This window comes from Leptospira saintgironsiae (genome assembly GCF_002811765.1).
Classification (GTDB): Bacteria; Spirochaetota; Leptospiria; order Leptospirales; family Leptospiraceae; genus Leptospira_B; species Leptospira_B saintgironsiae.
On sequence record NZ_NPDR01000002.1, the window covers coordinates 272,657 to 286,221 of the forward strand.

A 13,565-nucleotide genomic window follows, 5' to 3' on the forward strand; every position below is an offset into this window, starting at 1 on the left:
AATGAAAGAAACGGAAACTCTTAAACAACTCGTTTTGGAAGCTTTAAAGGAAGGAGTAAAACTCTATTGCGAAAAAGAAGCGCCTAACGTTTCTTTTGCTGATCTCAGGATCCGAATAGAATATTCCAGAGAGGAATCCTTCGGAGATTATTCGACTTCTTTTGCTTTAGAAAATTCTAAACTTCTGGGCAAAAAACCCTTGGATTCGGCTGCACTTCTTGTGAGCTATCTTCAGACTAAAATCGATTTATTCGAGAAGGTAGATTTTACTCCTCCAGGTTTTGTGAATTTTAGGATCTCTCCTTCTTTTTTGATCCGGTTCTTAGAAAACACAGTTCAGAAAAAAGATATTTTTCCTAAATTAGAAAATCCTAAAAAAATAAATTTGGAATTCGTAAGTGCGAATCCAACTGGACCTTTGAATATTGTGTCTGCAAGAGCCGCAGCTACTGGAGAAGCATTTGCAAACTTACTCAAAGCAGTAGGCCATTCAGTAGATAAGGAATTTTATGTAAACGATTACGGAAATCAGGTATTTTTACTTGGTGTTTCCACAATGGTAAGGATCAGAGAGGCTCTGGGCGAATCCTACTCTATCCAAGAGAATGCAGAAGACGGAAGATCCATCGAAGATCTACTTTCCGGGAATGTAATCCCAGCAGAAGGATATAGAGGAGATTACCTAAATATCATTGCTAAACAATTATTAGAAAATCCGAATACTGAAAAAGAGATCAAATCCCATTTGGAGAAAAAGGAATATTCTGCACTCGCTGAAAAATGTTCCCGTTGGACTGTAGAATCCAACTTGATCTGGCAAAAAAAGGATTTAGATCTATTCGGGGTAGGTTTTGATAGATTCTTTTCTGAAACTACACTTCATGAATCCGGAAAAGTTTTGGGAGTACTCGAAAATCTAAAAAAATCAGGAAAGGTTTTTGAAGAAGAAGGTAAACAGATCTTTAAATCCGAAGATTACGGAGACGATAAAAATCGTGTAGTAGTTCGGGATGATGGACGTCCTACATACCTTCTCGCAGATATAGCTTATCATAATGATAAAATTTCCAGAGGTTATGAGAAGATCATAGATATCTGGGGCCCAGACCATCATGGGTATATAGCAAGACTCGCTGGTGCAGTCCAGGCATTAGGTTATCCTAAAGAAAATTTCCAAGTGATTATCGCTCAACAGGTGAATCTTCTTATGGCCGGCCAGAAGATGAAGATGAGTAAACGTGCTGGAGAATTCCAAACCATGGAAGATCTTCTGGGCTATTTGGGAAAACATGCTAAGGATGTTGCTCGTTATTTTTTCACAATGAGGTCTTTGGATTCTCCTCTGGATTTTGATCTGGATCTTGCAAAGGATGAATCCGATAAAAACCCTGTATTCTATCTACAATATGCTCATGCGAGAGTTTGTTCCATATTCAGAGAAGTAGGAACTAACTCCGATGCAAAGGCATTAGAGAATCTTGAAATGACTGAGGAAAGGAAAAGACTCCTTTTCTGGATCTCTCGTTTTCCGGAAGAAGTTTTGGATGCTGCGGCAACTTTAGAACCTCATAGAATTGCGAACTATCTTCAAAATCTTGCAAGAGCGTTTACTCAGTTTTATATAGCTAAGAATAATCGACTAAAAGATTCAGATGAGTCTACAAGACTGGGGCTTGCAAGAATTTGCCAAGCAACGCGTGTTGTGCTCGCAGAAGGTCTGGCATTGCTTGGAGTTTCTGCTCCAGAAAGATTGGAGAAAGAAGATTGAATTCGCCTAGGGTCACAGTCATTTCCACAGGTTCAGAACTGACTGCAGGAAGAAGCCAAGACACAAATTCTTCCTGGATAGCAAATGAACTTTTTGGATTAGGCTATTCTACTCAAAAGTTCCTGGTATTACCTGATGATCCTAAGTTAATAAGAGACGAACTAAAAAAATTAGCAGCCGTAGCTAGTAAAGAAAATCCAGTCCTTCTTGTGATGACTGGTGGTCTTGGACCAACCGAAGACGATTATACTCTAGAAGTTGTGTGCGAACTTACTTCTTCGAAAGCAGTTCTGAATGAAAAAGCTCATGATAGGCTCCAAGCGTTATATCGTCTTCGTGGAAAAGGTTTCCAAGAAGCATTGACCACGGCATTGAGACAAGTTTCTATTCCATCTAATTCTACTGCTTTGAATAACTCGGTAGGAATAGCTCCTGGGTTCTGGTCGGAACTCCAACCTGGTGCGTACTTAGCATGTATGCCTGGTGTTCCTTCTGAAATGGTGACTATGTTCAAAGAGGAATTAGTCCCTCTTATCCAGAAACAATTTCATTCTGGAGAACTACACTCAGATTTTATATTTATATGGGGAATGAGTGAGTCTCTATTCCAACAGGAATTTATAGAAGGGATCGAACCATTAAAGAATGGCAAAGCAGTTTGGGGAGTGGCTGCTAAAAAAGGATTTATCCGAGTCACTTATCAATCTGAGGACAAAAACTTAGTCGAAGAACTTATCCAAAAGACAAAAGAGAAATACCGCGGACTTTGCACCGGAGATTTATTCGAAGAATTTCCAAAACTTCTCGCAGAAAGAAAACTCACAATAGGAACGATTGAAAGTTGTACAGGGGGGCTGGCTGCTAAGATACTTACTGACCGCGCAGGTTCTTCTGATTATTTTTTAGGATCCGTGGTTAGTTATTCTAATCTTATTAAAGAAAATGTAGTAGGGGTTAAAATAGAAACCCTGGAAGCTCACGGTGCAGTGAGTGAAGAAACCGCAATAGAGATGGCAGATAACGGTGCCAAGCTACTCGGAACAGATTTGGCGATCAGTATTACTGGTATCGCAGGCCCCGGTGGTGGAACTCCCACAAAAAAAGTAGGAACCGTATTTATAGGAACCCATATCAAGGGTGAAAAAACAGAAGTGAAAGAACTCTTTCTTCCATTCAAGAGAGAGCTTTTTCGAGAAGTGGTGGCAGCTACTTCTCTTTATCTAATGTACAATCGATTGAGGAAACTCGTATGATCTATAGGATTTTGGCCCTAAGTTTAGTATTCTTTTTAGGATTTTATTATTTTTTAGGGAATCCATACGAGTCCGCAAGAACCGTACAAAAAACTTGGTATTGGAATAAAGAATCTAAGCTAGCAAGTTTTCCCGATCCTCGGAGCGATTTCGATCCGGAAAGGATAATCAATGGATACAAAACTAAAACTTCTTATATTAGAATTCCTTGGGGGGAATCCATCCCGACTGATGATTCACTTAGAATAGAATATCCACTTAGAGCCAAAGGATATTTAGCTTATAAAAAGATAGGAAGTTCTGTGGAGTTTTTTTCAGAAGCAGGAGAACTTCTTTGGACCAAGGATTATAAAAGTTATCCTCGTATCCATCCTGATGGTAATCTGGTTCTATTTTTATCAGGGGATAATAACCAAGTTTTAGTTTCTGATATTAACGGAAATTCTTTAGGCGCCAAAAAACTTGACGGTAGATTTTTAACAGACATCTCATTTGCTCCAAAAGGAATTTCTAATGGAGAAACTGCAGTCTTATTTTCCGGCGGAGAATTATTTCTTTTAGATGGAAAGGGAGACAAACTTTTTGAAGCTAAATTAGGGGAGAAGGAACCGGTCTTTGCAAAAAGTCTTTCTATCTCCGCTAATGGACAGAAGATCGCAGTTCATTTTCTAAAAAACAATAGAGACTTTATCCGAGTATATGATAGAGACGGATCAGAATCGGAAGAATGGAATCTTGGTAGAGTGATCCCTTATAAAGTGAATCTTGCAGTTTCGAATGATGGGGGAGTGCTTGCTGGCTTCTCTGATAAACTGACCTTATATTCTAAATCTGGAAAAGTGATCTTCGAAAAGACTCGAAACAAGGCACAGTCAGTTTATCAAACTGTATTTCATTCAGGAACTTGGTTTGCAGGTGAATGGGAAGGCAATTTATTCTTCTTAGATGAAGAAGGTTATATTCTTAAAGAAGAAAAGATCCGAACCGGAGAAAAACCATTTCGTTTTTATTCTTCTGGCCGTAACGGAGAAGCCTTCTTAGAAGGTGGAAGCGATATCGTGCTTTATCGAGAGCTTGCAAGATAGGAATTTTGATGTAGGAACTCCAACACGCAGGCTCTACAGTGAATCAAACTTCATAAATTGAAAGAGATTTGTAGCCCTTATTCGTCTGCTTGTCCAATAGTGCGATAATCTCAGTTCTTGTGTCCTTCTCTATATTAAAGATTAACTGATCAGAGATCTCTCTACAGATATACAAACCACGACCATGAGAATCTGCAAGACCCGCAGGCAAACCTGTAGGACTGTCCACAGTGATATGTCTATCTAGACGTTTTAAGATTTCCTTTTTGTTCAGAGAGCCGAAATGATCTCGGACTACTACAATATAAGAATTTTCTGCGATCCCGTAGCCAATCTCAAAATAATCAGTTTCAGCTAGTTGTATATGTTCTAAAGGAACAAGAAGATCACGGGAAGGAAGTTCATATTGGTATTTTGAATTTCCTTTGGAGTCTCTCGGAGCACGGATCATTGCATTAGAAGTCAGCTCTTCCAAGATTTGTTGGACCGCGTTAGGAGCTCCTTTTTCGATCAGGAATTTACCAACACGATTACAAATATAATTTCGATCCTTGTCGGAACTGATCTTGCGGAACACGATCCCATTTTCCGGCGGAACTAGGAATACTTCTTCTCCGCCGTCACCTTCTAAGATCTTAAAATCAGGACCGAAATATTTTTCCACTCCGAAGATTTCTTTGTACAGAAGTTTTTTGACCATGACTGTGATCAGATTAATATCCAAGAAGGAATATTTAGGAATGATATTCCATATGTCATGTTGGTAAGCAAAATTGATATAATCGTTAATATTATAAGCGGTCATCAAGGAATACTGAACTGTAGGATATTCCTTTTGGATTGTTTTGATCAAATCCAGTCCTGATTTTCCTGGCATACGAATATCAGTGATGACCAGATCCACATGTTCGTTAGAAAGAATTTTGACTGCTTCATCGTAATTTTCTGCATCGAAAACTTCGTAATCTCTAACCAGGATATCTTTTACTGCCTCCCGGATGGAGTGTATATCTTCTACTACTAAGATACGATGATTGGACAATTTAGTTTCCTTTGGGTTGTACTAATGGAAGAGAAATTTTAAATCTGGTCCTTCTGTCATAAGAACGAACAGTCAATTCCCCAGAATGTTCTCTTACGATGGAGTGACAGATGGAAAGTCCGAGCCCAGTTCCGATCCCAGACTTATTTTTGGAAAAGAAAGGAGAGAAAATTTTATCCAGCATATCTTCTGGAATTCCTCCTGCGGTATCTTCTACAAAAATATGCATCATATTACGAGTGCGTCTTACTTCGACTTTGATCTTACCTTCTCCATAATCGTAAGCTTGCAGAGAGTTTTTAAAAAGATTAATAAATAATCTCTCCATTTTGACCGGATTAAATTGGAAGGTCATACCAGGTTCACTTAAAATTTCCCATTCAGTATTTTTGGAAAGAACAGGGTAGACCCAAATGACCGAATCTTTTGCTTTCATTATGGTTTCATGAATATCCGCGTTTGTAGTAACTAGTTTGTCCGGTTTAGCAAAACTGATGACATCTAAAACGATCATTGCAGCGCGGGTGAGATCTTCTTTGATCATCTCCAATCTTTTACGGAAAAAAGTTGGATCCATAGTGGATAAATTATTCATCAAATTTTGAAGTGTGAGGCTCATGCCTGTGAGTGGGTTATTTAACTCATGAGCAACACCGGAGATAAAAATTCCAAGAGAAGCAAGGTTACGTATTCTAAGGTTCTCTTCTTCTTTCTCTTTGATACGAGTGATATTGCTGATCTTCTCTACTATGGAGACGATACTTCCATCTTTACGAATCGGGAAAAAATCTAAATATAATGTTTCCTTTTGATCATTGGCCACATGAAAAACTTCGCGCCCAACTTCTCCCTTTCCTTCGAACCCCGCATCGAAGTCTGGTTCATCTTCGTGATGATCCTTCATTGGACAGTAAGGACAAACAGCAGAACGGTTGTACAGAACCTCATAACATTTTCGGCCCAAGGTAGACGGGAAGTCAGGCTCACTCGAAAATTCAAGAGTGGCCTTGTTTACACGACGGACCCTGAAGCCCGAGTCTATTAAAACTAGGGGCTCTGTGATTCCGTCCAGAATTGCTTGGAGTTCCTCCGCTCTTTCGTGGAGGTTTTCCATTAGGGATGACATCCGGATCAATATTCTAGGGATTCTTTATAACTTTGCAGTAATTTTTTTTGATTTCTGGAAGAATGTTGAGACTGCATTTCTTGGAGTCTTAGAACATGCACAAAAAAATCCTCGATCAGCTTTAAGTAGAATTCTTTCTTAAACTCAGATCTATCCCGGTTTACCCCCTCATCAGGTAGGTAATTCAGAGGATATTCTGCCTCTTTACCGTTCTTATCCGCGTAAATCACCAGATCATCCACATTATTATCCAAAGGAGTAGTGTCCGTCATCCGGATCATGATCGTATCTTCCGCAGAATAATTCGCAGTTTTAATTTCAGAAACCACCTTGGAAAGAGTGGATCCATTAAATTCCAGAAGAATGGACTTTTCTTCTGCTCTTTCTATCCCGCCTGGAGTAGAAGATTGGGTCACTGAAAACTTAGTGATCTTTACACCTTTACGGTTTGGATAATTCCCCACCCAAGTTACCAAGGTCCCAATAGGAAGAGCATCCATTCTTTCAAATTTCAAAAGTTCTCTTGCAACACTTAGGCTTTCATAAGCACGTAAGATACGTTGGTTCAACATTTGGGTAGAAGAAGACGAGGAATTGTTCTGGGATTTTGTCCCATCCTGGTTCTGAGCGTTAATGGAAAGAAAGGAAAGAAGAAGGAGTAGAAGGAAGACGGCCTTAGAGGCCGCCTTCGGGGAAGAATAAAAATTAAGGCTTAGGTTGCGCTGGTGCTTCTGTACTTGGAGCGGTAGTAGGCGCGGATTCTTGGGCATTTGTCCCTCCTTGGTTGCCCTGGGCCTCTTCCGCTGCAGGTGGAGGAAGGATCTCAGGTGTTGGAGTGGTATTGTATCCACTAGTCTTTGCAAAAAGGAAAGAAAGAATCAGAGAAAGTGCCAAAAAAGTGAGTCCAGCAACTCTGGTTGCCTTAGTCAAAACATCCGCAGTAGAGGAACCAAAAACAGATTGGCTTGCTCCTCCACCAAGAACTCCACCCATTCCACCTTTGCCGGTTTGGATCATAACAAGAAGGATCAGAAATAGACTGACGAATACGAAAAGAACAAGGATGGTTCCGGTGATAAAGCCCATGAGTCGAATTCCTAAAGGTATAAAGGTTTGTTTTTTGGCGAAATAATCCGCTTTAAATCCAAACTACCGCCAAGCCCTAGGCTGACAAGCCGTTTAGTATATTCCTAAACATATGCCTATGACGGTAGTAATAAATTAGAATAAAGCTAAGAAGCTTGCAAGCTTCTGGCTGGCCCCGCCTACGAGCCCTCCATCTATATCCGCTTGGGATAAAAGTTCCTTTACGTTATCAGCTTTTACTGAACCTCCATAAAGGATAGGCGTCACATCAGCGATTGTTTTTCCATTTTGGAATAATCCGGAAATTTCTTTTCTGATAAATGCGTGTGCTTCTTGTGCTTGAGCAGGGGTTGCAACTTTACCTGTTCCGATTGCCCAAACAGGTTCGTAAGCTACCCAGATACGAGAAAACTGGTCGCTTTCAATAGAACCTAAACCCTCTTGGATTTGTTTTTTCAGAACCTCGAAGGTATTACCTGATTCTCTTTCAGCCAGAGTTTCTCCCACACAATACACAGCAGTAAAACCATGTTTTGTAAGATAAGAGATCTTTTGGTTACAGAATACACTTGTTTCCCCTAAGAATTGTCTTCTTTCAGAGTGGCCAACGAGTGCAAATTTAATACCTATTTCTGATAGTTGATCAGGACCGGTTTCTCCAGTCATAGCAGTGAGAGGAGCAGGGTAGATATTCTGGGCTCCGACTGCAATTTTCGAATTTTCTAATATTCGAGCAATAGCAGCCAGATGAATGGAAGAAGGAAATACAACCGCCTTTTTATTATCTGGAAGAGAAGAAGACTTTTCTTTTAGGCCGCTTGCGAGAGCCAATGCTTCCTTTTCGGAAAGATTCATTTTCCAGTTACCAGCGATAATTTTAGGGCGCATATATATTTCCTTTGATTCGTTTTAGGTTTTTTCTTTCAGAAGAGCAACAACTCCGGGAAGTTTTTTCCCTTCTAAAAATTCTAAGGAGGCTCCTCCTCCAGTAGAAACGTGAGTGATCTTATCTTCCACTTTAGCCTTATTGATAGCTGCGATGGAATCTCCTCCGCCTACGACAGTTCTGGCTTTGGACTTAGAAACCGCTTTCGCGATTGCCATGGTTCCAGGTGCGAATTTATCGAATTCGAAAACTCCCATAGGACCATTCCAAACGATCGTAGCCGCATTCTTAATTACTTTTTCGTAATTTGAAATTGTCTTAGGACCGATATCCATTCCCATCCAACCGTCCAAAATTCCCATCTTGTCTACGGTTTTAGTCTTAGCATTCGCATCGAATTTATCACCGATTACATGATCCACAGGAAGTTGAAAATCCACACCTGCGACTCCGGCTCTTTCGATAAGTTGGAAAGCTTCTACTTCGAAATCTCTTTCTACTAAGGAATTTCCAACAGGGATCGCTCTGGATTTAAGAAAGGTATAAGCCATTCCTCCGCCGATCAAAATATGATCCACTTTTTCGATCAGGTTTTTGATCACACTGATCTTAGAAGAAACCTTAGAACCTCCGATGATTGCAACGAAAGGTTTTGCAGGGCGGGAAAGTAGGGAAGAAAGTTCGGTGATCTCTTTGTACATCAACAAACCTGCAAAAGAAGGCAGAAGATGTGCAATTCCTTCCGTAGATGCATGAGCTCTGTGAGCCGCACCGAATGCATCGTTTACATAAACATCAGCAAGAGCAGCTAGGCTTTTGGAAAAGGCTGCATTATTCTCTTCTTCTTCTTTATGGAAACGTAAATTTTCAAGAACTAGGATCTCTCCATCTTTTAGTTCTTTAGAAAGTTTAACTGCATTTTCTCCGATCACGTCTTTGGAGAATATTACGGAAGTTTTAACTAAATCTTTAAAAACTTCGTAAACAGGCTCCATAGAATATTGAGGATCCGGTTTACCTTTAGGGCGGCCAAGGTGACTTGCGATCACCACCCTGGCACCTTTTTTTACCAAAAGTTCAATGGTAGGAAGTGTCTTTTCAATTCTAGTCTTGTCGGAAACTTTACCGTTTTCCAGAGGGACGTTAAAATCGACCCTCAGAAAAACTCGTTTCCCCTTGAAGTCCTCGTTTTCGAGTCTGGGTAATTGCTGCATCGATTAACCTTTTTTAGCCATGTAACGGATCAGGTCTAAAACTCTGTTAGAGTAACCCATCTCGTTATCATACCAGGAAACCAATTTAAAGAATCTGGAATTCAACTCGATACAAGCGTCCGCATCAAAGATAGAAGAAAGTGTAGAACTTAAGAAGTCGTTAGAAACAACCATCTCGTCAGTATAACCTAAAATTCCTTTCATCGCGCCTTCAGAAGCTTCTTTCATTTTTGCAGAAATTTCTTTTAGGCTGGTTTCTTTGGTAGTTCTAACAGTTAAATCCACAACGGAAACGTCTGGAGTTGGAACTCTGAAAGACATACCGGTAAGTTTTCCGTTTACTTCAGGAATACAAAGACCAACAGCTTTTGCAGCGCCAGTAGAAGCTGGGATAATGTTTTGCATTGCGCCTCTTCCACCTCTCCAGTCTTTTTTAGAAGGACCGTCAACAGTAGGTTGAGTTGCAGTAGTAGCGTGGATAGTGGTCATCAGACCTTCTTCGATTCCAAAATTGTCTAGAACCACTTTAGTGATCGGTGCAAGACAGTTAGTAGTACAGGAAGCGTTTGAAACAACATGATCCTTGCTTGGGTCATATTTTTCATTATTCACTCCCATTACAAAAGTAGGGATGTCCTTGTCTTTTGCAGGAGCAGAGATCACTACTTTTTTAGCTCCGGCTTTGATGTGTTTTTCAGCGCCGACTCTATCAGTGAATAGACCAGTAGATTCGATCACATAGTCAACTTTCAGATCTTTCCAAGGGAGTTTTTCTGGATCTCTTTCGGATACACAAAGAACTTTTTTGCCGTCTACGATAAGTGCGTCTTCAGTATGCTCAACGGTGCCGTTAAAACGTCCATGAGTAGAATCGTATTTTAAAAGATATCCTAGGTTGTCCGGAGTTACTAGGTCGTTAATTGCTACAAATTCAATATTTGGGTCTTTGATCCCTGAACGGAATACCAAGCGACCGATTCGGCCAAAACCGTTGATAGCGATTCTTGTCATTTTCTTCCCTTTATTTCCTTAATGTTATTTGATAAAACAGGAGCCTTTGGCTCTTCAAATACATGTTTTTATAACAAAACCATCCTGAAAATCCGTTTTTTGAAGAATTTTGGTACGGATTCTAATGGTTTTTGAGCGATCAAAAGGCTTAAAAGAGCGCTACGATGAAAAAAGAAGGAAGTTGGCTGGTTAAAGATCTACAGCACCTTGCCTAGGATCTTTTCGAAAGGGAGAGGACCGAAATCTCTGGAATCTATGCAGTCATCTCGGTTATCGCATAGTAGAAAGTAATTTCGATCTTCTACCGTTAGGTTGGAAAGATTGTCTCTATTAGAATAGGTCCCAGAGAATGCAGGTCTTGCATCCTTGAATTGTAAGGAGAAGTCTGATTTTTCCTGAGCCTCAGAGATTCCGTTCCTAAAAAGGACCTTGTCCTTGATGAAGATCTGGTCTCCCGATTTTCCCATGATGCGGACAAGTGTTACTTTTCCTTTTTGTGTAGGATGTTCAACTAAAACCACATCACCTAAAAACAAGGAAGAATCTCGAACGAATCGAGAGATATAAATTCTTTTTCCCTTTGGGAATGCCGGAGACATCTCTTCCGTTTCTGGAACGAAAGGAAATACAAACCAAATTCGAACTGCGGTCGCGAATAAAAATCCGACTGCAAGTGAGATCGAAATTATCTGAGCGAATTTCTTTCGATCAAATTTTTTTTCCTTCTCTCCGAACTCTTTTTTCAATGAGAACATTATAGGCTAAGGTATGAATGTATAGAAAATGGGCAAAGTAGATTTTATTTAAAAAAAAGTTGAAATATCAGATTTTCGAGGGTCATATATTCGGATTCGAAAATAAGGGAATCTTCTTCTCCTTGGAAACAAACGGCAGAAAAAGTCTAAATTCTAAACTTCAGTTATTAATTCCGCTTAGTTGTATTGTATTCACAGCATTATTCTTATTTAAGGTAGATGCAAATTCTGTCTTAGTCTCAGATAACCAAAATAAGATCGTTCAGGCCCAAGCATTCATAGACTCGGGATTCAAAAGCCAATATCTTAGCTGTAAAATATTAGAAGATCTAGGTGGATGCAAATTTTTTCCAAGCTGGCAGGTCCATTTACAAAATGGGATTTCCGGTCCATTTCCCGTAGCATTCTCTTTATATGCTTCCATATTCGGTTTATTAGGAAATTATAGTTTTCTATTTTACGTTTCTATTTTATTCTTTTGGATCGGAGTATTCTTCCTAAAATTCGAATTGGACTTGAAATGGTCTTCAATTCTTTTCTTAAGTTTTGGACCCGCTTTTTTTCATTCCGCATTATTCCCAGATTATTCGATTACATTCCTTTTAACCTGCATAGGAATTACATTTTATGCCTGCCCAGTAAAGACTAGACCACTCGGACTTTTTATAGGACTTTTTGTAGGACTCGGGTTCTTCTTTCGGCCAGAGAATACAATTTTATACTTCTTATTGGGAGTATTTCACCTGATCGAATTCATTTATAAAGGTGGATCTGAAGTTTCTACCAGAGATAAGGACAGGTTTGTTTTACTCATTGGAACAGGCATAGGAGTATTATTTTACGGAATTTTAAACTATTATTTATATGGTTCCGCTTTAGGAACGAGAATTGAGACCAATGCAGAAATTGGCTGGGATACTGGATTTGAAAAATATACTTCTCTACTCATCTTCGGAAATGGGAGAGTTGGATTTTTGCTCTTCTGTCCTTGGATTTTGCTTTGGTTGGTATACTTTTTCATTCGCTGGAAAGAATTCGAAAAATTTGAAAGAAAGCTTTATTTAGCAATTTTGATTTCCTTATTTTTAGGTGCCTATCTTGCTCCTAATGATTCCAATATAGATTGGGGAACAAGATATCTTTCTTGGCTAATCGTTCCAGTAGTCGTTTTGTTCTTCTCCCAAAAAAAATCCGAAAATGTCCCAAAGGTTATCTGGATTTTGACAGTGATCTTATTCTTAGTTACCTTATTCTTCTCTAAGATTTACTTTTTGACTCAGGAAAAACTTTCTCATGAGTATATAAAATATAATAAGTTCTTATTGGATTCGAATCCGGATATATATGTGACAACGGATTCAAGGATATCTGCATTATTTGGGCAGGAGATTTTACGTAAAAAAGTATTGAGGATAGAAGATATAGAAGATCTGCCTAGATTAACAAGACTTCTTGCTCCTAAAAAAGGATCTATATCCTTGGTGCGTTACGAGCCGATCACATTATCTCTAATCGAGACCTTAGAAAAAAATGATTCTGAAAGATTAGGAACTGAAATGGAAGATTGGTTTTTAGAATCAAGATGGACATTAGAATCCAAGCAAACTTTAGAAAAGATAGAAATTCTTAAATTTGTACGTAATTAAATTTAGATACAAGAGTAACCACACTCAAGAAATCATCCATATTTTGGACTTGTGTAGTTCAAGGAATGTTGTAAGATTGAGCTGCTATTGAGGGAAAATATATGCAAGAAGTACATCTGTCCGGAAATATATTAGAATACATGGGTAAACGTCCTATCTTTAAAGATGGGGTGTTTTTAGCTCCAGGTTCTTTGGTAGTAGGGGATGTAGTGATCGGGAAAGATTCCTCTATCTGGTTCCAAACATTGATTCGTGGAGATGTGAATTATATTCGTATTGGAGACAATGTAAATATACAGGACATGACAGTTGTCCATGTTTCCAGAAACACTCATCCAGTAGAGATTGGAGACAACGTCTCTGTAGGTCATAGAGCTGTTCTTCACGGATGCAAACTTAAAAATAATTCATTCGTAGGAATGGGCGCGATCATCATGGACGGAGTGGAGCTCGGAGAATACTCGTTCGTGGCTGCAGGTGCAATGATTACCCCAGGTAAAATCATCCCTCCTGGAGTGATGGTAATGGGATCTCCTGCAAAAATTGTAAGAGATATTACGGAAGAAGAAAGGAATCTGATCGAGAGAACGGCTGTAAATTACGTTAACTATAAGAACAATTATTTGGAAGATTTTTCCTATAGGATCAGTATAGTTTAATTTTCCAAAATTTTCCTATACGTTTAGGGAATAT

13 protein-coding genes are annotated in these 13,565 nt (G+C 39.3%); 5 read left to right on the forward strand and 8 right to left on the reverse strand.

Annotated features, from left to right (window positions below; translation table 11 throughout):
• Window position 1 precedes the first annotated feature (1 nt).
• The 3 genes from argS to CH362_RS06290 are packed head-to-tail and all read left to right on the forward strand — an operon-like array spanning window position 2 to window position 4,106.
• A complete protein-coding gene (argS, locus tag CH362_RS06280; protein WP_100709515.1) occupies window positions 2-1,768 on the forward strand; it encodes an arginine--tRNA ligase in 1,767 nt (588 codons plus the stop codon).
• On the forward strand, window positions 1,765-3,021 hold the full coding sequence (locus tag CH362_RS06285) for a nicotinamide-nucleotide amidohydrolase family protein (protein ID WP_100709516.1): 1,257 nt from the start codon (window positions 1,765-1,767) through the stop codon (window positions 3,019-3,021). Before argS ends, CH362_RS06285 begins: the two co-directional genes overlap by 4 nt.
• Entirely contained in the window at window positions 3,018-4,106 is a 1,089-nt protein-coding gene (locus tag CH362_RS06290; RefSeq protein WP_100709517.1) for a TolB-like translocation protein, read from the forward strand. Before CH362_RS06285 ends, CH362_RS06290 begins: the two co-directional genes overlap by 4 nt.
• Before the next feature lie 43 nt (window positions 4,107-4,149).
• On the opposite strand, the gene CH362_RS06295 is transcribed toward CH362_RS06290, so the two are convergent.
• From CH362_RS06295 to lepB, 8 genes are all read right to left on the reverse strand, one after another.
• A complete protein-coding gene (locus tag CH362_RS06295; protein WP_100709518.1) occupies window positions 4,150-5,148 on the reverse strand; it encodes a response regulator transcription factor in 999 nt (332 codons plus the stop codon).
• Window position 5,149: 1 nt separating this feature from the next.
• Window positions 5,150-6,274 carry an LIC_12097 family sensor histidine kinase gene (locus CH362_RS06300; RefSeq protein WP_100709519.1) on the reverse strand — a complete coding sequence of 375 codons (1,125 nt, stop codon included), beginning with the start codon at window positions 6,272-6,274 and terminating at the stop codon, window positions 5,150-5,152.
• 5 nt (window positions 6,275-6,279) lie between these two features.
• On the reverse strand, window positions 6,280-6,909 hold the full coding sequence (gene lenA / locus CH362_RS06305; protein ID WP_100709762.1) for an endostatin-like outer membrane lipoprotein LenA: 630 nt from the start codon (window positions 6,907-6,909) through the stop codon (window positions 6,280-6,282).
• Window positions 6,910-6,979: 70 nt separating this feature from the next.
• The gene (gene secG / locus CH362_RS06310; protein ID WP_100709520.1) at window positions 6,980-7,360 is read right to left on the reverse strand and encodes a preprotein translocase subunit SecG; all 381 of its coding nucleotides are present in this window, start codon (window positions 7,358-7,360) and stop codon (window positions 6,980-6,982) included.
• 135 nt (window positions 7,361-7,495) lie between these two features.
• Window positions 7,496-8,248: a triose-phosphate isomerase gene (tpiA, locus tag CH362_RS19365; protein WP_100709521.1), complete on the reverse strand. Its 753-nt coding sequence runs from the start codon at window positions 8,246-8,248 to the stop codon at window positions 7,496-7,498.
• Window positions 8,249-8,269: 21 nt separating this feature from the next.
• The gene (locus CH362_RS19370) at window positions 8,270-9,460 is read right to left on the reverse strand and encodes a phosphoglycerate kinase (protein WP_100709522.1); all 1,191 of its coding nucleotides are present in this window, start codon (window positions 9,458-9,460) and stop codon (window positions 8,270-8,272) included.
• Window positions 9,461-9,463: 3 nt separating this feature from the next.
• Window positions 9,464-10,471, reverse strand: a complete 1,008-nt coding sequence (gap, locus tag CH362_RS06325; RefSeq protein WP_100709523.1) for a type I glyceraldehyde-3-phosphate dehydrogenase — start codon at window positions 10,469-10,471, stop codon at window positions 9,464-9,466.
• Between the two features lie 197 nt (window positions 10,472-10,668).
• On the reverse strand, window positions 10,669-11,226 hold the full coding sequence (gene lepB, locus CH362_RS06330; protein ID WP_100709524.1) for a signal peptidase I: 558 nt from the start codon (window positions 11,224-11,226) through the stop codon (window positions 10,669-10,671).
• A gap of 59 nt (window positions 11,227-11,285) precedes the next feature.
• Between lepB and CH362_RS06335 the strand changes: the two genes are divergently transcribed.
• Entirely contained in the window at window positions 11,286-12,872 is a 1,587-nt protein-coding gene (locus CH362_RS06335) for an LA_3751/LA_3752 family putative glycosyltransferase (protein WP_100709525.1), read from the forward strand.
• 101 nt (window positions 12,873-12,973) lie between these two features.
• Window positions 12,974-13,531, forward strand: coding sequence for a gamma carbonic anhydrase family protein (locus tag CH362_RS06340; protein ID WP_100709526.1), 558 nt, complete (start codon window positions 12,974-12,976; stop codon window positions 13,529-13,531).
• Window positions 13,532-13,565: the final 34 nt, after the last annotated feature.

Coding starts and splice junctions, on each gene's coding strand:
- CH362_RS06290 (WP_100709517.1), top strand. CDS start 3,018: ATGATCTATAGGATTTTGGCCCTAAGTTTAGTATTCTTTTTAGGATTT.
- tpiA (WP_100709521.1), bottom strand. CDS start 8,248: ATGCGCCCTAAAATTATCGCTGGTAACTGGAAAATGAATCTTTCCGAA.
- lepB (WP_100709524.1), bottom strand. CDS start 11,226: ATGTTCTCATTGAAAAAAGAGTTCGGAGAGAAGGAAAAAAAATTTGAT.
- CH362_RS19370 (WP_100709522.1), bottom strand. CDS start 9,460: ATGCAGCAATTACCCAGACTCGAAAACGAGGACTTCAAGGGGAAACGA.
- argS (WP_100709515.1), top strand. CDS start 2: ATGAAAGAAACGGAAACTCTTAAACAACTCGTTTTGGAAGCTTTAAAG.
- gap (WP_100709523.1), bottom strand. CDS start 10,471: ATGACAAGAATCGCTATCAACGGTTTTGGCCGAATCGGTCGCTTGGTA.
- CH362_RS06300 (WP_100709519.1), bottom strand. CDS start 6,274: ATGTCATCCCTAATGGAAAACCTCCACGAAAGAGCGGAGGAACTCCAA.
- CH362_RS06340 (WP_100709526.1), top strand. CDS start 12,974: ATGCAAGAAGTACATCTGTCCGGAAATATATTAGAATACATGGGTAAA.
- secG (WP_100709520.1), bottom strand. CDS start 7,360: ATGGGCTTTATCACCGGAACCATCCTTGTTCTTTTCGTATTCGTCAGT.